Below are 20,580 nucleotides of genomic sequence, written 5' to 3'. Positions count from 1 at the left end.
TCTTTAATACTGTTTCTATTGCACTTATATCTTTTTTAATAGTGTAAGAAACGATTGTAAAATGGGTGATATCCATCTAGTTTTATGATAGATCACATGACTTTGAATGACTGCTGGAGTTTCGATAGGGTGAAAATATAGTTGCTCTTTCTGACAATTTTCTTGTACAACGATGTAAGGGAGAATAGAGATTCCTAACTCGCACATAACGGATTGTTTAATCACTTCAACATTGGAAGTCTCAAATGTTTTATCAGGAATATTCCCGCTTTGACGTAAATAACGATCTACCATCGGTCTATAGCCGCAACTTTGTTCTGTAAATATAAACTGAGTTTCCTGTAATAAACGGAATGGATCAGTGTCGGCAGGGGAATGAGCAGGTAAAATCCATCCAAATGCTTCATTACAAAAAGTATGTGTAATAAAATCATTATGTTCTATAGTTTCTCCAATTAAGAAGATAATATCGGTTTCTCCTTCATGTAGTTTTTTCATTGCTTGTTCATTTGTATTTGTCTCAAGAACGATATTTACTTTCGGATGTTCCTGTTTGTAAGTACGTAATAATGGTGGTAAACGATATACTGCTAATGATTCGTTAGAAGTAATAGTTAATGTCCCTTCCAAATAATCATTACTTTGAGGGATTTCTTGCGCTTTTTCATAAATAGCAAGTAATTCTAGTGCGTATGGATGAAATTGATGACCTGCTTTTGTAAGAAGTACTTTTTTCCCTAATCGATCGAAAAGAGGAATGTGTAAATCATTTTCTAATGCTTTAATGTGCGCTGTAACAGTAGATTGCGCATAACCTAATGCATGAGCAGCTTTGGAAAAACCACCATATTTAACAATGGCACAAAATGTTTTAACATGCCTTATCTCCATAAGTGATACCTCTTTTATTATCATGATTTGTGAATGATTATATCATGTATTTCAATTTTTCAAATGATTAAATTTCTTTTAAAATTAAATTGTGAAAAAATTCATTCAAGTGATATTGGAGGAGAAAACATGGGTGAAAAGGGCTATCATGTAGCTATAGTTGGGGCTACAGGTGCAGTAGGTCAAAAAATTACTGAACTGTTAGAAAGTGAAATAAAGTTTAATATAATAGAAGTTACATTGCTTTCGTCAAAACGCTCTGCTGGTAAAACGGTACAATTTAAAGGGAAAGAGATTATTATACAAGAGGCAAAAACAACTAGTTTCGAAGGGATAGATATTGCATTTTTTAGCGCTGGAGGAGAAGTTTCCAGACAATATGTAAATCACGCAGTTTCTAGCGGTGCTATTGTAATTGACAACACAAGTGAATACCGAATGGCACATGATGTACCACTCGTTGTTCCAGAAGTAAATGCACACACTTTAAAGGAGCATAAAGGTATCATTGCAGTTCCGAATTGCTCAGCGCTACAGATGGTAACGGCCCTTCAGCCGATTCGAAAATCATTCGGTTTAGGACGGATAATCGTTTCCACATATCAAGCTGTATCAGGTTCAGGAATTCATGCGATTCATGAATTAAAAGAACAGGCTAAGTCGATGCTCGCAGGTGATGAGGTGAAGAGTACTATATTGCCTGCGAAACAAGATAAAAAACATTATCCAATTGCGTTTAATGTATTGCCTCAAGTAGATATATTTACAGAAAATGATTTCACATTCGAAGAAGTAAAGATGATTCAAGAAACGAAGAAAATTTTAGAAGATCCAAATTTAAAAATGGCAGCCACTTGCGTCCGAGTTCCAGTTGTATCGGGACATTCAGAATCGGTTTATATTGAACTTGAAAAAGAAGCGACCGTTGCAGAAATTAAAGAAGTATTACTGAATGCACCAGGTGTTATTTTACAAGATAATCCTAATGAACAAATTTATCCAATGCCATTATATGCAGAGGGGAAAAGAGATACATTTGTAGGAAGAATCCGCAAAGATCCTGATACGCCAAAAGCATTCCATCTTTGGATAGTCTCAGATAATTTATTAAAAGGTGCAGCTTGGAACTCAGTTCAAATCGCAGAGACATTGGTGGAAAAAGGGATTATTTAGTGTAGGGTTATTTGAAAATTAAAAACGGTAATAACTAGGAAAGTGTTAATTGGTATGCTTTCCTAGTTATTACTTAATGAGTATTTTACTAACTTCAATTAAATATTAATTGAAGTTAGTTTTTATTGTATTTTTATAAATATCAACTTTATCTGCAGAGAATTTTAAAGCTTTAGGTTCTCCATTAATTGTAAGGTTAATATTAATTGTTAAAGGCATTTCGACCTTTTTCACTACATCTTCTATAGCAATATACTCATCTTCTTGTTCGTTATAAAAAACAACGGAACTAATTAAAATCTCGTTATTTTCAATATCAATACTGCACATCATAGGGAATTTCTCGCCATTATTTAGTATTAATTTTCCCGATACTATTGAACCGTTTAACTCTTCTGTAAAATTTATTGTTTCTGCTGGTTTTACCCATGTCTCATCGCACTCTTCGTTTTCCTCTTCATCTAGTGCCCATTCCCATATTGGGTTTTGTTTTAAGTCTTCAATAGTTAATTCGTCAATTGGTTTGCTATTACTCATTAATATATTCTCCTCTTCCCCTGATAAATGGATGATTAAAACAACTTATTCTTTAATTGTAAAATGCGGATTTTTGTAATTCTATAAATACAAGTTTGCTCGTTTCAATAAATAGTGGATTGCCAATAAGAAGTTTCACTGTAGAGTTTTATCCATTTGAAATAATTTGATCTAGTCTTGAAAGGCTGTACTAAAATCCTATTCTTACGATGATTTTAACAAGGTTTTATTTAGACAGCAAATAATGTCTTATGAAAAGGAAAACCGTGGTTGTAATGGGGGAAATAGCAAAAAACATCAAGAATAAATAAAAGTATTTTGGTAGGATATGTACAATGTAAAGGGGAGATTATGGTGTATCAAGTAAATGGGTACTTTTCATCGCTAAAAGGAAGTCATTATGAAATTGGAAAACAGCAAGGGGAGTTTGTGAAAAATCATCCGTATCTCATTCCACAATTTATGCAGCAAGAAAATTTAATATCAGATAACCATTGGACAGAGTCTAGAAATGTACTAAATCAATATTGTCCAGGAATTAATGAAGAAATTGAGGGGTTTTGCGAAGTATTGAAAATTCCTTCTAGAAATATGATGTATTATTATCAAACACTATTAAAGGCAGGTTGTAGTCATTGTGCAGTATTGCCACAAAAGACGGATTCAGAGCATACGTATGTATTAAGAAATTATGATTTATCACCAAAAATAGATGATATGCGTTTTTGCTCGACGCATGTTGAAGGTGCGTATGTACATAGTGGTTTTTCTACTCAATATTTTGGACGAACAGAAGGAGCTAACGAGCATGGGTTATCTGTTACATTTTCGGCATGTGGTCAACCTGTAGGGAATATCGAGGGATTAAGAAAACCGATGGTAAGTGGTTTGCAATGTTTTGCGGTAATTCGAGTATTATTGGAGAAATGTAAAAATGTGCAGGAGGCTAAGTCACTAGTAGAAGAAATGCCAATTGCAAGTAATATTAATATAATTGTGACTGATCCTTTAGAAGCAGCACATATTGAAATGTTTGACGGGCATAAATCAATAACAACAATTGAAGATAATAATCATGCTTTTATTGTATCTACGAATCATGCGGTTAGTTTATCCATTAAAAAGCTAAATAATAGAAAGCTAGAACAATCTACGAAGAGATATCACATTTTACATGAGCATTTAAACCGAAATGAACATGTGAGTATGGAATCTTTAAAAGGATTGGTAGAGTGTGAATATCCTATAGGATTGACAGTGCATAACTATGAAGAATGGTTTGGGACGTTGCATTCTGTTTTGTTTGATTTACATGACCGTTCAATGAATATTTGCTTCGGATCGCCACTTTTCAACGAGTGGTACTCATTGAAAGTTGGAGAAAGCCTTCCGTTTTCCGAGGTGAGTGTGAACTTTAAAAATAGTAAATATACTGATTTTTGGAGAGAAGACAAAAATGAATGGATTCCTAAAGATTAAAAAGGGGTAAAATGAAGGGAGCGGAAATAGACAGGAGGGGTTGCCATTGCTACAAGCTATGTTACCAATTATTCTTATCTTTTTTCTAGTCGCTTCGATGTATATAATCTATCAAAAAAGAAAAAAAGCGGGGATAAAAGGATTAAAAAGTGCATTAACTTCTATTTGTTGCTTTTTAATTGCAATCTTAAATTTATGTGCATATTGGCTTCATTTTGGAGGTGTTTTTACTTGGCTATTTTCAATCGTATTATTGCTAGTGGGGGCATATTTTACAAAATATATTCCAACCTCTAAAAAGGTACACTAAAATTGTATGAGTTTATACGTATCGGTTTTATCCCGTATTAACGGCCAGCCCGATTGTTGTGGGCTAATAATCAGTGGAGGATGAACAAAATCCCCCACTGATTAAAGTTTCACTTTATTTCGTAATGAAAAAAGATTATTCTATTAAGTCGTTGTGCATCGGCTTCATAGAATAATCTTTTTTTATGTTTATTTTTGTAGAGAATGTACTGTTATTTTTAGTTGTTCAATAAATTCACGGGTTGCAGCGCACATATATTTATCTTTTCTAAAAATAAGTCCTATATCTATTGTTGGAATGGGTTTTTTAATTCTAATAGCCTGAATGTGTTCGTTTTGCAAAAAGTCTATATATGGTTTTGGTAACACTGTAATTCCCATACCTTTTGAAACCATTTGAATTAAAGCTTCCATCGTACTAATTTCTAAAATTGGTTTCGGTTTAAAGTTAAAGTTTTGACAATGGGATGTAATTAGTTCTGTTAAATAGAAATTTTGGGGCAGTAGAATTAAAGGATAGTCTTGTAATTCTGCAATTGATACACAATCACGTTCAGTTAAAGTATGACCAGTGGGTACGACTAATGTAAGTTCACTTTTATAAAGCGGGATCGATACAATTTCTTTATCTTGTACCGGAAGAAATGTAATGCCAATATCTAATTCATTTTGTAATAATTTTTCACGAATTTCTCCTGTGCGAAGACCTAGCACAGAAAGCTTGATATTTGGATATAGATTATTGAAGTTCAATATGGCTGGCGGTAATAAATAATTTACGACGGTTAATAAAGAGCCGATTGTTAAGGAACCATACTGTAATCCATTTAAATCTTGAATGGCAGAACGGGCTTGTTCGACTTCATGAAAAATTGTTTTACTATGCGATATTAAAATTCTTCCTGCTTCAGTTAAAGATATTTTTTTACCAATTCGATCGAAAAGTGGCATTCCCACTTCATGTTCTAATGCACGTATTTGTTGACTTAGTGAAGGTTGTGAAATATTTAATTTCTCGGCTGCTTTTGTGAAATGTAATTCTTTTGAAACAGCTAAAAAGTATTCTAATTGCCGTAATTCGATTGGAATCACCTCAAGTTTAATTATAGGATATACCTATCATTATCATATAAATAATTGAATTGAACAATGGTTTTAAGGGATTTATAATCACCTTATCAGAAATGAATTGATTATAAAAAATGGATAGGGGGGTGAAATAATAAATCAATCTTTTGAAAAGTTATGCCGATAGTAAGAGGAGGAATTAAAATGACTAAAGCGTATGAAGTATTATCTCTAAATATAGGACTACCAAAAGAGGTTATTTATGATGGGAAGTTAATTCAAACAGGGATAAATAAAAAGCAAGTAAAGGAACCGGTTTTTTTATCCTTTTTAAAGTTTAATGGAGATGGACAGGCGGATTTAGTTCATCATGGAGGGGTAGATAAAGCGGTTTGTGTTTATTCTGGTGACCACTATCCGTACTGGGAAAAAGAGTTGAATCAAGAGCTTGTATATGGGGCTTTCGGTGAAAATATAACAGCAAGAGGAATGCGTGAAGAGGATGTTTGTATCGGAGACACGTTTCAATTTGGAGAAGCGACTGTACAAATAACGCAGCCAAGACAACCATGTTTTAAATTAGCGAAGAAATATAACATTCCAAAGCTACCATTATATTTTCAAGATACAGGCTATACAGGGTTTTATTTTCGAGTATTAAAAGAAGGATGGATATCGCCAATTGATACTTTAAAGTTGTTGAATCCTGATCCAAAAGGTGTGTCAGTTTCGTTTGCTAATCGCATAATGCATAAAGAAAAACAAAACTTTGAAGAACTCAAAAGAATTTTAGAAGTAAATGCACTTTCAGCTAGTTGGAGAAAAACGTTTGAAAAGCGTATAAAGGGAGAAGAAATTAATACGAAGGAACGACTTGAAGGAACAAAAGAATAAATGAATAATAATTTTATAAATGGTGCATTTCTATTAGTAAAAGTTAATTAGAAAGCACTATTTTTATATAATAAACCAATTAATATTTTAAAATCTTAATATTAATTTAATTGACTTACCTTTAAATAGTCAAAAGAAAAAATAAATTCGACTATTTTTTATATTTTATGATACTATATTGATTTGAAAGGCCTATTATTCTAGGAGTAGGTCATATAAGTATATTTAATTTAATGGAATTGATGTATGGAGGGACAACATGGGGAATGTTGATAATTTTGCAAATCTTCTATTAGAAGAACCGAAAAGGGAGCAGTTATTTCCTTTATTTGAAGAAGTGTTTGGGATTACAAGTCAAACATGGCATGATTTTTCAGCGAAAGGATATTGGGATTATACATACAAAGCATTATCATTTTTACAAGATGATAATGTGATTGCAAATGCTGCGGCATTTTCACTTCCACTACTAATTAATGGTGAAAAAATAAGTGCAGCCGGTATTCAATCAGTAATGACACATCCGGATTTTCGTAGACGAGGACTTATGACACAATTGCTTAATAAGTTGATAGAAGAAATAGATAAGCAATGTGAATGTATTCTCTTGTTTACTGAAAATCCGAAACTATATACATCATTTGGTTTTCAAATTGTGCAGGAATATTTGATGACTGTACCATACGATAAAAAAAATAATAAAGATTCTTTGCTTAGAAAGTTAGATTTTTATAATGAAGAGGATAGACAATTAATAAGTGAAACCATTGCTAATAGTCAAAGGCTTTCTAATATGTTTTCAACATTAAACTACCAACCTTCTTTTTATTTGAATATGTATGATTCGAAATGGAATGAAAAACTGTATTATTCTAAGAAACTAGATACAATGATCGTTTATGAAGTAGAAAATGAAAAGCTAAAATTATTTGGAGTATTTGCTCTGGTACTTCCAATTTTAGATGAGTTATGCGAGGAAATTTCTGAATCGTTTAAGGAGATTGAATTTTATTTTTACCCAGATCAATTAGGAATTGATGATGTGCAATTAACAGAATTACAATCTAGTAAATATTTAATGGTTCGAAGTAATAAAGAGCTAGATTTTAAAGGTTATAAATTCCCGGTCTTAACGGAGTTTTAAATAGTAATTCAAACGCTTTTTTATGGAGGAATTATGAAAACATCATATATACCAAATCATATTGAGCAACTTACTGTAATGAACACACCTAAATACGCCAAACTGGAAGACAATCATACATTCATAGTCCATTCGAAAGAAGAAACAGATTTTTGGCTGAAAACACATTATGGTTTTGAAGTAATGAATGGCCATGTATTTTATGATGAGATAATGACAGATTTTCAGGCTGAAGTTCAATTGCGCATGAATCCAAATGCGATATACGATCAAGCAGGTCTTTTTGTTATGATTTCGGAAAACTGTTGGTTAAAAACATCTTTAGAATATATTCCTGAAGGTCCATCTCATCTAGGGGCTGTCGTAACGAATAATGGATATTCTGATTGGTCAACGCAAGACTATCCAAATGAGTTTGCGAGGAAACAACTAAGTTTTCGAATTATTCGAAAACTTAGTGATTATACGATATATGTGAAAACGAATCAGCAATGGGAACAAATAAGAATCGCCCATCTGATGGAAGACTTAGGTAATGTACCTGTTAAAATAGGTTTTTATACTTGTAGTCCTTCTAAAAATAATGGATTCGAGACAGAGTTTTTCGATTTTACAATTGAAGAACTATAGATGGGAAAACCGCATTCTTATTAAATGAGAATGCGGTTTTTATTAATTTAAAGATTAATTGTATCAACTGCAGTAAAAATCCTCTGTGGAATAAAGTTCCGTTTTATTGACTAAAAATGATTTAATACTTATCATTTAATAATGTTAAATATTAATTTGCATAATAAACTAGAAATAGTAAGGAAATAACAGTCTATATGACTTAAAGAAGGAGGGATTTGAATTATACAATAATAATTTCATAAAAAAGGAGATTATGTATGAAATCATTCCGCAAGTTATTACAATATTTAAGACCATACATGTTCTTCGCTATTATTGGACCATTATTTATGGTACTGGAAGTTGCGATGGACCTAATTCAACCGACTATAATGCAGCATATTATTGATGTTGGCATTGCAAATCGGGATCTGAATTATGTAATAAAAATGGGGCTTCTAATGATAGGGGCGGCGGCGCTTGGATTAATTGGTGGGCTTGGCTGTATGATGTATTCTACAAAAGCAGCTGTTAATTTTGCTACAGATATAAGAAAAGAAGTGTTTACAAAAATTGAAACATTTTCTAGTAAAAATCGTGATTCATTCGGAACAGGTAAATTATTAACAATCGTAACAAATGATATTACATCAATTCAATCAGCGATGACTATGATGTTACGTGTCCTTGTTCGTGGTCCGTTATTGTTTATTGGTAGTATAATTATTGTTTTTGTAACAGCGAGAGAGTTATTTCCTATTTTACTTGTAGTTGTACCGATTTTATTAATTGCGATTGTACTCATTGCGAGTCAAGCGAGCGGATCGTTTAAAAAGGTGCAAGAAGCATTGGATAAAGTAAATACAAAGTTACAAGAAAATTTATCTGGAGTACGTGTTATAAAAGCGTATGTAAGACAGAAATATGAAATCTCACAGTTTGGAAATGTTAACAAAAACTTAACGAAGATAAATATTCGAGCTGTGCAGCTCATTTCGTTAATGATGCCGATTATTATGCTAGTTGTAAATGGCGGGATTGTTGTAACTTTATGGATAGGTGGAGAAAAAGTATTTAATGGTACACTCCAAGTAGGGGCTATTTTAGCTTTTATTAACTATTTAAATATCATTTTAATGTCACTTATGTCTATTAGTATGGTATTTATTCAAATTGCACGTGCTTTTCCATCTGCGGATCGTGTACAGCAAGTTTTAGATACTGAAGTGGACATTGTAAGTGAAACAAATGCATTTGACACAGAGCATGTAGAAGGAAGTATTGAGTTTAATCATGTTAGCTATAGCTACACAAAAAATAATGAATATGTTTTAAAGGATATTTCATTTAATGTTCGTAAAGGTGAAAAGGTAGGGATTATCGGTTCTACAGGAAGCGGTAAGTCTACATTAGCAAAGTTACTACCACGTCTTTATGATGTTGATCAAGGAGAAATATGTATTGATGGTATAAATGTAAAAACATATGATCTCCAAAAACTTCGCGCATCAATCGGCTTTGTACCTCAAAAGGCAGTGTTGTTCTCCGGGAGTATAGAAGAGAATATGCGTTATGGCAAAGAAAATGCCTCACATGATGAATTAGAAATAGCTGCTTCATCTGCCTGTGCGACTGAGTTTATTAATAAGCTAGAGGACTCTTATCAATATAACTTAACACAAGGTGCAACGAATTTATCTGGTGGTCAAAAACAACGCTTATCCATTGCAAGAGCGCTTGTGAGAAAGCCGTCAATTCTTATATTAGATGATTCTACATCAGCAGTTGACGCAAAATCCGAGGCAAACATACAAGAAGCATTAAGAACAGAGTATAAAGGAACAACGATATTATTAATTGCATCCAAAATCTCTTCTATAATGGATGCCGATAAAATTCTTGTACTAGATAACGGTGAATTAGTTGGAAATGGTACACATGAACAACTGTTAGAACAATGTGAAGTCTATCAGGAAACTTATCTTTCCCAAGGTGGCAATATACAGAAAGAAGGCGGGAAAGAAAATGCGTAATTTTCAAGGACAATTTGCTAATAAAGGTGGACGTAACGCACCGAAGATGGGAAAAGCGCAGAATACTAGAGGAACTGTAATGCGGATATGGAACTATATGGGGTATCAAAAAGCCTCACTTATGTTCGTTATTTTTCTAGTATTTGTTACTACATTACTCGGATTATTAGGTCCGTATTATATGGGAGTAATTATTGACCAATACATTGTGCCAAAAGATTTAAGTGGTACTGCGAGAATGTGTATGCTACTTATCGCAATTTATGGTATAACGGTGCTTTTAACATGGCTACAAACGTTTGTAATGATTAATGTTGCATTAAAAACAATACAAAAAATACGACAAGATATTTTTGAGAAAATCCAAACACTTTCGCTACGATTCTTTGATATTCGTTCTCAAGGTGATTTAATGAGTCGAGTGACAAACGATATTGATAATTTAAATCAAGCTTTGACACAAAGTGTTGTACAGATTATTTCATCAGCGTTAACATTTATAGGTGTAACGATTGCGATGTTTTCATTAGATTGGATTTTAGCAATTGTAACTTTAATTACAGTGCCAATTATGTTTTTCGTTACAAAAAAACTAGTTGCATATAGTGGTAAAAACTTTGCGAAGCGTCAAAAAGATTTAGGTGAATTAAACGGATTTATCGAGGAAGCTATTACAGGTGCAGACGTTACAACATTGTACGGAAAAGAAAAAGAAACAGTACAGAATTTTAATAAGATAAATGAACAGCTAAGAGTTTCAGCTACAAAATCTGATACGTTTTCAGCTTTTATTTTTCCAAGCATGAACTTTATTAATAACTTAGGAATGGGGCTTGTAATTGGTGCTGGATCCGTTATGGTTTTAAATGGTATGACAACAGTAGGTGTTATTGCGGCCTTTATTAACTATTCTCGTCAATTTTCAAGACCTCTTAGTCAATTTGCAACTTTAATGAATACAATTCAAGCTGCAGTTGCTGGAGGAGAACGCGTCTTTGAAATTATGGATGAAGTACCAGAAATTCAAAATAAAAAAGATGCATTAGTTGTACAAAAATTGCAAGGAAATGTAGTGCTTGAGAAAGTTTCATTTGGGTATGCGGAAAATAAAACGATTTTAAAAGATGTGAGTCTTGAGGCAAAACCTGGTGAGACAATCGCTTTAGTTGGTCCAACTGGATCAGGAAAAACAACAATTATTAATTTGTTAACTCGCTTTTATGATATTCAAAAAGGACAAATTAACATTGATGGAAAAGATATAAAGAATTATGATATTAATTCTTTGCGAAGTAAAATAGGGGTTGTTTTACAAGATACGTATTTATTTGCAGGAACAATAATGGATAACATTCGTTATGGACGTTTAAATGCAAGTGATGAAGAAGTAATTGCAGCAGCTAAAGCAGCTTCAGCTCATTCTTTTATTAAGCATTTGCCAAATCAATATGAAACAGAAATTGCTTCAGAAGGATCGAATTTAAGTCAAGGACAAAAACAACTCCTTGCAATTGCGAGAGCGATTTTAGCTGATGCAGATATATTAATTCTCGATGAAGCAACATCTAATATTGATACGAGAACAGAATTGCAAATTCAAGCAGGATTAAATAATTTAATGAGAGGGAGAACAAGTTTTGTAATCGCTCATCGACTTAAAACCATTGAAAAAGCAGATCAAATACTCGTTATTAAAGATGGTAGTATTTTTGAAAGAGGGAATCATGAATCTCTAATGGAAGATAGAGGATTTTACTTCGATTTGTATACTAGTCAGTTTAAAATTTAACCAAATATTGATGTAATGCGGTTTCTCGTAAAAGAGAAACCGCATTTTTAATTATACAAGTATGGATTTCTAATCTTTTGGTAGTATTAATTGTTAGGAAAACATAAATCGGAAAATACAGTTTGGTATTCTGGATTAATCGAAGATCAGTAGTTAAGGTTGCATAGTATTTATAGTTTTTTTCTAATTTTTCAAGTGTTGTCAAATAAATATTCTTCATTATAAAAATGAGAAATCAAAGTAGCCTTAATGAAAACCTCCTCCTTATATAAAACTCTTCTTATTTAGTATGATATGGTGCGGATTTTGTTGCTAGAAGGCGCCCACCTTACGACTTCAAAAGTAAAAAGGATAGGTGAGAGGATCTACAGTTAAAAATTAGCATAGCTATGGACCTAGTTGATAATAATTGAAATAGCACTTAAAACTAATAAAATTGCCATAATGATGTTAAATAATTGGTTATGTTTTAATAAAAGTTTTTGGAATAGCGAACCGAATAGGCACCAACTAAACGTACTCATTAAACCGACTACACCTAAAAATAATGAAAAAAGAAGGTAACTAGAATATGAATTGTAGTAAGGGAGAATAAAAGTTGATACTACAGTCAGTCCGAATAAAATTCCTTTTGGGTTAACGAATTGAAGTGCAATTCCTACTAAAAATAAACTTTTATAACTTTTTTTCTTTGTATCTATGTTGCTTTTACTAGTGAGTATTTTAAAAGCTAAATACAGCATATAAGCTACACCTAAAAATTTTAAAGGGAATTCAATTATTGGCAAAATGTTTATAAGTACGATATTAAAGAAACTACATAAAGAAGTGATGATGAAAAAACCGAAAGCCACTCCTAAACAAAATTTAATGCTTCTTTTTAACCTATGTTGGTTGGCGTATGTCATAGCTAAAAAATTGTTAGGGCCTGGTGTGAAGCTGCTAATAAAGACGAATATTAAAAAAGAAAATATAGACATTTCAAAACCTCCCTGTAATTTGTATGTTATAATGACCGAAAAGAACAATATAACGTGTGCTTTTTATTATACATAACGGACGTTATATTGTATATGATATAGGGGTGTTTTTTATGGAGGAAATTCAACTTATCCTTGCAAAAAATTTAAAAGCTATTCGAGAGAAAGAAAAGCTGAGTTTAGAAAAAGTTTCACAATTAAGTGGTGTAAGTAAAACGATGATCGGACAAATTGAAAGGGGAGAATCTAGTCCGACACTTACAACGATTTGGAAAATTGCTAATGGACTGAAAGTTTCTTTTACTTCTTTAATCAATAACCCACAGCCAGATACGAAAGTTGTTTTACGAAATGATGTTCAAGTATTATTTGAAGGCAATGGGAGATATAAAGTTTATCCATCATTTCCTTTTCAAGATGATAGACATTTTGAAATCTATACTGTTGAAATTGACACTGAAGGAAAGTTAAGTTCTGAAGCGCATAAAGAAGGAACTGAAGAATTTATAACGGTGTTTGATGGTGAATTGACAATTGAAGTAAATGATTGCCAATATAAATTAAATAGTGGAGATTCAATTAGGTTTAAAGCGGATAGACAACATAGTTATTATAATTCAGGAGACATTCTAACGCGGTTGAGTATGACAATATATTATCCAGTTTCATAAAATGGTATTTACATAAAAATTATAATGAGATTCGTAAGTATAAAACCATCTATATAGGATGGTTTTTATTTTGTGACAAATTATAAAAAAAAGACACTCGTTTGAGTGTCAACAAAGTATTGCTCTCGCGTATAGGATCGGAGAATGTTTCTCGAATACAAATTGAGAGATGATTAGTAAAAGAGAAACTGTCTTCACATTTAATGTAACATCGGTAAGGGATGGAGTAAATTGATAATGTTTATACGGAATATTTAGTATAGATAGTTTCTACTATTGTTATAAGGGAATCTTTTGTTGGTAGGAAAGTATATTATTAATTTTTTTAATAATTAATGTGGATAATGAAATTGAGAAATTATTGGATATAGAAGAAAAATTAAAATTTGGATTTTTACAATACACTTGAATTTATTTATCATTATAATAAAAAAGATGAATCCTGTTCCCTACAGAATTCATCTTTTGAAAAATTATACTATTTATCAGGAAAGTCTTTCATTTAAGGGATGCGATAAAGTCGGTTTGTATAAGCTATATACTATTTGTTTTTATTACAATTACATCCTTTTTTCTTTACATAGCCTTGTTGAGCTAAATCACTTTGCGATTGGGAATTGGAAGATTGAGAATTCGAAGTTTGAGAGGATGCTGAAGAGCTACTAGTTTTATTATGAGAGTTGTTTTTTCGATAGTTATAATTACTCATAGCACTTTCACCTCCAATATAATATATAAATATTATATGTATGTACTCTATTAATTGTTACGATAAAGAATAAGAAAAGAAGATATACAATAAAAATCTCCTAGGTATTTTCCGAGGAGATAAATGGTGTTTTTTGAAAATGTATAAATTAATATCCCCAGTAAAGGGGAAAATAATATGAATCTTGGTAATATAAATTTTGTTGTTGAGTAGAGGGGGTTGATTGGTTTATCATACCTCGGTTTTGATTACAGTTTGCGGGAGGTCCAATTACTGTAGTGGATTGAATAGGCGATATTGCTTGCTTCCATTGCTGTTCATCGAGACAATAAGTATGAGCCATCATATTAGCTGGGGTTAATCTTAAAATATCAGATCCAAAAATAACTTCAGGGGTAGGGGCATCAAAAATAGCTAATAAATGTGTGTTATCAGTTGTTGCGATCTCATAATGCCACCAAGCTTGCGGGACATTTGCAACTTGCCCTGGCTTTATAGATAAGTTTAAAATTTGATTCGTAAACGGATTAAGTAACGAAACGACAGCGGACCCTAAAATACAATACACGAGTTCAGCTGCATTTTGATGAATGTGTGGTTCTACAACATTACCTGTACTTAAATAAATATCTAACAAAGAAGTGTTTGCTAATGTATTTAACTGTTTAATGCTAAGTACGTTTATATAATTTTGAGCATCTTTTTAAAAAAAATTACTTTTACTTAAATCATGAGTGAAATTGGTTGATGGGGAAGTGTAGTCGACATTAGAAGTCAATTGTATTACCTGCCTTTCTATTTGAAAGTCATTGTACAAAATTAGGATATGAGTCTAGTTTTTGGAGTGTGCATTTGTAGTTATCACAATGAATCTTCAATAATTTATCCAACAAATAAAATCAAACATTAGATTAATTTGCAATAAATAATCAACAAATTAGCAAAAAACAAAAATAATGTTAACATACTTCATTTTATATTCACATAATATGGTTTTAGTTGCTTTATCTAAAAAGAATTTCTCTTGTGCAAAAAAATATTCCAAATACGCTAGTTATCTAATTAAATACGGTGCTAAATAAAAAATCTTATATGAAGTAAAGGAATTAAGAGCGAACAAGAAAATATTGAAAAGGAAGTGAAGAGTTGTATTAATACTGAGAATAAAACTAGGTGATTTGAAATGCTGTTAAAAGCCAAGCTTCAAGAGAAATATATATCAATTGTGAAATGAGGTTGATTATAATGGCATGGATGATGATACTAGCACTTACGATATCTTCAAGCATTGATAATTTTGGTGTAGGTATTTCATATGGAATACGTGGTATTCGAATAAATGCCTTCTCAAACTTTATTATTTCTGTCATTTGCTTTCTTTTTAGTGCAGCAGGAATTTATTTTGGTGTCTGGCTATCTAAAGTATTGCCAGGAATATTTCCGGTGATCGTTGGTTCATTACTGTTAGTGATTATTGGTATTCGTATTATGTTACTCGCCATGCCAAGACAAAATAAAGAAGTGGCATCTATAAGAGAAGTAGAGGGAGAAACTTCAAATAAAGATGGTGTCTCCGGAAGTCTGAAAACAATTATGAAAGATCCAACGAAGGCAGATATTGATAAGTCTGGAAGTATTGGGTTTGTTGAATCTCTTTTCCTTGGTGTCGCTCTTTCAGCAAATGCTCTTACAAATGGATTAGGTGCTGGTTTATTAGGATTATCACCTATTGCAATTTGTTTAGCTGCATCAATAGCTAGCTTTATAACTGTGTGGGCAGGCGTAGTACTAGGAGAAAAAGTAGCAAATGTAAGAATTGGAAAGTTCACGATTGGACAGTTTGGGACGCTTATTAGTGGTGTTTTATTAGTTATTATTGCTTTTACTGCATTTTTAGATTAGTAGGATAAAAAACTAGCAATTTTACTATAACGGTTTCGGATTTGAAGTGCAAAATTAAAAACAGCCATAAAAAAAGCAACGCTTCCTTTATTAGAGGGCATTGCTTTTTTCTTTACGATAATTTCTGTTCAATCATTAATTGAGCTTTAGCTGTATGAACATAATTTAGCCAGTCTATTGATACGTTTTGATTTGTATTGAAATAGCTTTCAACTACATCTAAATGAGATAATTCCGTATTAATTGAAACGGGATTACCGTTTAATTTAGTACTGTACATATAATGTGCTTTTTCAGGAAAAGCAGCAAATGTAAAATCAATAATTGTAGAACCTTCAGGCAAATAAATGGGCCTTAAGTTAGTGGTATAAGTAGTAATAGTATTTTCAAATAGCTCATATGAGACTAGGTCATGAAAGATGAAAGGATCTTTCGTTAATAAATGGTTATTAAAAATTGTATCATCAAGTATGCTATATGAAATCTTTTTGATATCATTATCGAAATTATTTAATAAATAAAAAACGCCACTATTATTTATCCTCTTTGCCAATCGTGTTTGAATAATAATTACTTGTTCAACATCATTAATAGTAATTTTAGTTTTTAAATTAGAGTTGAAATGGTTATTTTCAAGCGCTATATTATCTTCGAAGGATTTTATATTAGGCTTATATAATTGATGAATCATTCCAAGGATTTTATAGCAATCAAGCACACTTGAAGTTGTGATATATATTTGAGAAACTTTCGATATGTCTTGTGCCTCTTGAAGTTGCGAGTAAGCAGAATAAATGGGGGTGAAATTATAATGTAATTCAAATGAAAGGTTAGTATCATAAAAGTTATTAATACCTCTATTTAATTCGACTATATTTTGTTGAATTTGTTTTACGTAGCCATTTAAAAAGTTTCGCATGTTTTCATATCGCTCTTTATGGAGATGTTTGAAAGCTAGATTTTCCAATTCATGCTGGATATCGTATAAACCTAATCGCTTTGCAAGTGGTGCAAATAATGTTAATGTTTCATTTGCATAAGCTACTTGTTTCGCTGGTTTTTTTACACCCAAAGTTTTTATGTTATGAAGACGATCTATAACTTTAATAATGCTAACACGTATGTCTTGTTGAGAAGCTAGTAATAACTTTTTAAAATTAGTTGCTTCGTATAATGCTTTCTCTGGATTTTGTTGTTTATTTACTTTGGTTAACCCATCTACAATATATCGAATGGTCGTACCAAAATGCGACTCCACTTCTTCTAAAGAATGATTGGTGTCTTCTACGACATCATGTAATAATGCAGCAATCAAAGTTGTAGCATCAGCTTTATAATGTAATAAAATTTCTGTAATAGCAAAAGGGTGAATAATATATGGTTCTCCTGTTTGACGGTATTGTCCATCATGTGCTTGCTTGGCAAACTGTATAGCTTTTTTCATTAGCCTTAATTCTTCAGGTTGTAGATAATTTGCCTTTTGTAATAAAACCTCATTCATATAAATCCATCCCTTAAAGTTATTTCTAATAATAATTCTATATAATATGATAAAGACCTTTGAAAATGGCAATGAAATTATAAAAGAATGTAATGCTTTAAAAGTAAAAGAAGATACTTTGTTTACTATTAAGTTATTTCGAAAACAATATAATCGGATAATAAATAAAGTGGATAATATAAAAATGCATTTTTATGTCACATCCTTCCATCATCGTTCGTCTTGTAAGTAGAACGAAAAGGAGGGATTTTTTATGAATAAATTTGATATAGCAATTGTTGGTGGGGGGCTTGCTGGGTTAACGGCATCTATATATTTAGCGAAAAAAGGAAGAAAAGTTGTTGTATTAGAAAAATCTAGCCGTTTTGGTGGCAGAGCGATGACAATAAATAAAAATGGCATCTATATGAATCTTGGAGCACATGCTTTATACCGCGGAGGAGAAGCGTTCTTAACATTTAACGAGCTTGGTATGAATCTTTCGGGAGGAATACCGTCCACGAAAGCACACGGAATATGGAAAGATGAGGTATATACAATCCCAACTGATTTCCGTACCATTTTATCAACGCCATTACTTTCATGGTCAGCTAAAATACAATTTTCTCGTCTTATGATTCATTTAGGGAAATTGGATATAAGTGTGATTCCAAAAATGAGTCTTTCTGTATGGGCAGAAAAAGAAATACAGGATCCTATGGTACGAAATATATTTTATGCGTTATGCCGAACAACGACATACACATTTGCTCCTACCATCCAATTAGCATCGTCTGTATTAAAACAAATACAACGTTCGATGAAAGAAGGAGTTTTTTATGTAGATGGTGGTTGGGAGACAATTATAACAAAATTAAAAGATATAGCTATAAATGCTGGTGTTAAATTTCAGGAAAGTAAGCATGTTTTGGAAATAGAACATTGTGAAGATATACAAAAAATACGCTGTTTAGACGATGATATATTCGAAACTGATGCTGTTATCGTGACGATTCCAGTGAAAGAAGCTTGTAAAATAATAAAAGGTGCAGAAAAAACTAGTTTGCACGTATGGGGTGAACAATCGTTACAAGTGACAGCAGCTGCATTAGATATGGGTTTGAAACGATTACCTAATCCTACCCATCAATTTGCATTAGGGTTAGATCAACCTGTATTTTTTACGAACCAATCGAGATCAGCTAAGTTAAGTGAAGATGGATCGATAGTTGTAAGTTTGATTAAGTATCATAATCCTATGGAAGTAATAAATAGTATTAATAATGATAAAGAACAGTTAGAAAAAACGATGGAGCTATTACATCCTAATTGGAAACGAGAAGTTGTTGTTAAGCAATATTTACCTAAAATAACTGTTGTTCATGATTTTCCGCATATTGGCCGAGGAGAAAATCCGGGGCCTGCAATTCCTGAAATGCCAGGCGTATACGTAGCAGGAGATTGGGCTGGGCACAATGAAGTATTAGCTGATGCAGCAGTAGCAAGCGGGAAACGAGCGGCATTACACATTTTAAAGCAATTAGAAAGAGAGGCTATTCAACATGGAAACGGAGCAATTATATGAAGCGCATAAACCTTTATTATTTTCTTTAGCTTATCGAATACTAGGGAGTGTTATGGACGCTGAAGATATAGTCCATGACGTATTCATTTCATTAAATAACATGGATGATAGTCAGTCTGTTGAAAATATAAAAGCTTATTTATGTAAAATGGTAACTAATCGTTCAATTGATAAATTACGTTCCGCGGCACATAAGCGGAACGTATATATTGGAATGTGGTTACCTGAGCCGCTTGTGGAAGAAAATGATAACCCGTTTGAGTCATTCGTAATGAAGGAATCTCTTTCTACAGCATATCTTTTACTTTTACAACAGTTATCTGAAGTAGAAAGGGTTGTATTCATATTAAGAGAAGTTTTTGGTTATGATTATGAAGAAATAGCCTTAATAGTTGGTAAGAGTAGTGCGAATTGCCGGAAGATATTTCAGCGTGCACGAAAGAGTATTTTGGATAAACCGAAGCATCAGAAATTAAGTACGAAACTAATGGCCACTTATGTTGAAAAATTTGTAGAATCATTACAACGAGGAGATGCACAAGGGATGTTAGAAGTTTTAAAAACAGATGCGATATTCAAAGCAGATGGTGGCGGGAAAGTTACTACTGCTATAAATCCGATTTATTCTGCAGATAGAATTATACGTTTGTTCTTTGGAATTGCAAAAAGGTTACCAGGTGAGTATGCTGTTGATTTCAAAATGGTAAATGGTGCACCGGGTGTCATTGTAAAAATAAATAATAAGGTGACTTATGTGCTTTCATTTGCATTTCATGATGGGAAAATTTCAAACATTTATATGATGGTTAATCCAGAAAAACTTATGCATTTAAATAAAAATAAATAAAGACGTACTTCAGTTGAAGCGCGTCTTTATTCATTCACTGCATTATTTGTGAGAAAAATGACTCCAGCCTCAAAACTTGGTGAAAGTAAAAAGGCTAGGTAGACAAAGCTTTACTTTATTTCTCTAACATTTCAAGAGGTACATCTTTTTCGCCAGCTACCTCAAATTTAATTTCCCCGTCTTCTTCATAAATGCGTTTAATAATCGGTATAGTTATCATTAGTTTTTTATGCTGTTTACGTCTTCTAGCAGCATCTAAGTTAATCACGTTCATGTGTAAGCATCCTTTCTCACAGAAATATATAAACAAAAGAAAATGCGTCCGAAAAGGGCGCTTAGTTGAATTAGAAATACCGATTCATTTAAATGGGGTATAGATTATTTTATAATTGCAATTTGATTGTAAAATAATGTAACGAAATAATTACACGTAGAAATTAACTTTACCAAAAAACGAAACAATATGCTATAAAAAAT

The 20,580-nt window shown here is 32.1% G+C and carries 18 protein-coding genes and 2 pseudogenes; 12 read left to right on the top strand and 8 right to left on the bottom strand.

Features of this window, described 5'->3' with window-relative positions:
* Positions 1-24: 24 nt before the first annotated feature.
* Positions 25-915 (bottom strand): LysR family transcriptional regulator, encoded by an 891-nt coding sequence (locus U860_RS0125135; RefSeq protein ID WP_115610351.1) that lies wholly within the window; start codon positions 913-915, stop codon positions 25-27.
* A 105-nt stretch (positions 916-1,020) separates the two neighbouring features.
* Here U860_RS0125135 and U860_RS0125130 point away from each other — a divergent pair, with 105 nt between their 5' ends.
* Positions 1,021-2,064, top strand: coding sequence for an aspartate-semialdehyde dehydrogenase (locus U860_RS0125130; protein WP_025150683.1), 1,044 nt, complete (start codon positions 1,021-1,023; stop codon positions 2,062-2,064).
* Between the two features lie 105 nt (positions 2,065-2,169).
* On the opposite strand, the gene U860_RS0125125 is transcribed toward U860_RS0125130, so the two are convergent.
* The gene (locus tag U860_RS0125125) at positions 2,170-2,601 is read right to left on the bottom strand and encodes a hypothetical protein (protein WP_025150682.1); all 432 of its coding nucleotides are present in this window, start codon (positions 2,599-2,601) and stop codon (positions 2,170-2,172) included.
* A 354-nt stretch (positions 2,602-2,955) separates the two neighbouring features.
* Here U860_RS0125125 and U860_RS0125120 point away from each other — a divergent pair, with 354 nt between their 5' ends.
* Together U860_RS0125120 and U860_RS0125115 are read left to right on the top strand one after the other, a co-directional pair.
* The gene (locus tag U860_RS0125120) at positions 2,956-4,080 is read left to right on the top strand and encodes a C45 family peptidase (protein WP_025150681.1); all 1,125 of its coding nucleotides are present in this window, start codon (positions 2,956-2,958) and stop codon (positions 4,078-4,080) included.
* A gap of 46 nt (positions 4,081-4,126) precedes the next feature.
* Positions 4,127-4,390 (top strand): hypothetical protein, encoded by a 264-nt coding sequence (locus tag U860_RS0125115; protein WP_025150680.1) that lies wholly within the window; start codon positions 4,127-4,129, stop codon positions 4,388-4,390.
* Positions 4,391-4,578: 188 nt separating this feature from the next.
* On the opposite strand, the gene U860_RS0125110 is transcribed toward U860_RS0125115, so the two are convergent.
* Entirely contained in the window at positions 4,579-5,481 is a 903-nt protein-coding gene (locus tag U860_RS0125110; protein ID WP_025150679.1) for a LysR substrate-binding domain-containing protein, read from the bottom strand.
* A gap of 180 nt (positions 5,482-5,661) precedes the next feature.
* On the opposite strand from U860_RS0125110, the gene U860_RS0125105 reads away from it, so the two are divergent.
* From U860_RS0125105 to U860_RS0125085, 5 genes are all read left to right on the top strand, one after another.
* Positions 5,662-6,351, top strand: coding sequence for an MOSC domain-containing protein (locus tag U860_RS0125105; protein ID WP_025150678.1), 690 nt, complete (start codon positions 5,662-5,664; stop codon positions 6,349-6,351).
* A 259-nt stretch (positions 6,352-6,610) separates the two neighbouring features.
* On the top strand, positions 6,611-7,495 hold the full coding sequence (locus tag U860_RS0125100; RefSeq protein WP_025150677.1) for a GNAT family N-acetyltransferase: 885 nt from the start codon (positions 6,611-6,613) through the stop codon (positions 7,493-7,495).
* A gap of 33 nt (positions 7,496-7,528) precedes the next feature.
* On the top strand, positions 7,529-8,125 hold the full coding sequence (locus U860_RS0125095; RefSeq protein WP_025150676.1) for a DUF1349 domain-containing protein: 597 nt from the start codon (positions 7,529-7,531) through the stop codon (positions 8,123-8,125).
* 260 nt (positions 8,126-8,385) lie between these two features.
* Positions 8,386-10,140, top strand: coding sequence for an ABC transporter ATP-binding protein (locus tag U860_RS0125090; RefSeq protein ID WP_025150675.1), 1,755 nt, complete (start codon positions 8,386-8,388; stop codon positions 10,138-10,140).
* Positions 10,133-11,929 (top strand): ABC transporter ATP-binding protein, encoded by a 1,797-nt coding sequence (locus U860_RS0125085; RefSeq protein ID WP_025150674.1) that lies wholly within the window; start codon positions 10,133-10,135, stop codon positions 11,927-11,929. Before U860_RS0125090 ends, U860_RS0125085 begins: the two co-directional genes overlap by 8 nt.
* Before the next feature lie 86 nt (positions 11,930-12,015).
* Here the strand turns inward: U860_RS0125085 and U860_RS36630 are convergent.
* Both U860_RS36630 and U860_RS0125075 read right to left on the bottom strand, forming a co-directional pair.
* A pseudogene (locus tag U860_RS36630) lies at positions 12,016-12,137 on the bottom strand (glycosyltransferase family 2 protein); the annotation flags it as partial.
* 187 nt (positions 12,138-12,324) lie between these two features.
* Positions 12,325-12,909 (bottom strand): LysE family transporter, encoded by a 585-nt coding sequence (locus tag U860_RS0125075; protein WP_025150672.1) that lies wholly within the window; start codon positions 12,907-12,909, stop codon positions 12,325-12,327.
* 56 nt (positions 12,910-12,965) lie between these two features.
* Here U860_RS0125075 and U860_RS0125070 point away from each other — a divergent pair, with 56 nt between their 5' ends.
* Positions 12,966-13,580 (top strand): XRE family transcriptional regulator, encoded by a 615-nt coding sequence (locus U860_RS0125070; RefSeq protein ID WP_115610349.1) that lies wholly within the window; start codon positions 12,966-12,968, stop codon positions 13,578-13,580.
* Between the two features lie 857 nt (positions 13,581-14,437).
* Here U860_RS0125070 and U860_RS0125065 read toward each other — a convergent pair.
* Positions 14,438-15,067, bottom strand: a pseudogene (locus U860_RS0125065) (cupin domain-containing protein).
* Between the two features lie 464 nt (positions 15,068-15,531).
* Between U860_RS0125065 and ytaF the strand changes: the two are divergent.
* Positions 15,532-16,191, top strand: a complete 660-nt coding sequence (gene ytaF, locus U860_RS0125060; protein ID WP_025150669.1) for a sporulation membrane protein YtaF — start codon at positions 15,532-15,534, stop codon at positions 16,189-16,191.
* Between the two features lie 112 nt (positions 16,192-16,303).
* On the opposite strand, the gene U860_RS0125055 is transcribed toward ytaF, so the two are convergent.
* The gene (locus U860_RS0125055) at positions 16,304-17,692 is read right to left on the bottom strand and encodes an HD domain-containing protein (protein ID WP_025150668.1); all 1,389 of its coding nucleotides are present in this window, start codon (positions 17,690-17,692) and stop codon (positions 16,304-16,306) included.
* Between the two features lie 253 nt (positions 17,693-17,945).
* Between U860_RS0125055 and U860_RS0125050 the strand changes: the two genes are divergently transcribed.
* Together U860_RS0125050 and U860_RS0125045 are read left to right on the top strand one after the other, a co-directional pair.
* Complete coding sequence (locus U860_RS0125050; protein WP_025150667.1) at positions 17,946-19,256, top strand: FAD-dependent oxidoreductase; 1,311 nt, start codon at positions 17,946-17,948, stop codon at positions 19,254-19,256.
* Positions 19,234-20,103, top strand: a complete 870-nt coding sequence (locus U860_RS0125045) for a sigma-70 family RNA polymerase sigma factor (RefSeq protein WP_025150666.1) — start codon at positions 19,234-19,236, stop codon at positions 20,101-20,103. The genes U860_RS0125050 and U860_RS0125045 overlap by 23 nt, the downstream gene beginning before the upstream one ends.
* 115 nt (positions 20,104-20,218) lie before the next feature.
* Here U860_RS0125045 and U860_RS36050 read toward each other — a convergent pair whose 3' ends face one another.
* Positions 20,219-20,377 (bottom strand): hypothetical protein, encoded by a 159-nt coding sequence (locus tag U860_RS36050; RefSeq protein ID WP_002085567.1) that lies wholly within the window; start codon positions 20,375-20,377, stop codon positions 20,219-20,221.
* Between the last annotated feature and the right edge of the window lie 203 nt (positions 20,378-20,580).

The sequence above is a fragment of the Bacillus sp. H1a genome, from assembly GCF_000633475.1.
GTDB lineage: Bacteria > Bacillota > Bacilli > Bacillales > Bacillaceae_G > Bacillus_A > Bacillus_A paramycoides.
Note: the sequence above shows the minus strand (reverse complement) of the source record. Positions and strands in the feature narration are given on the sequence as shown.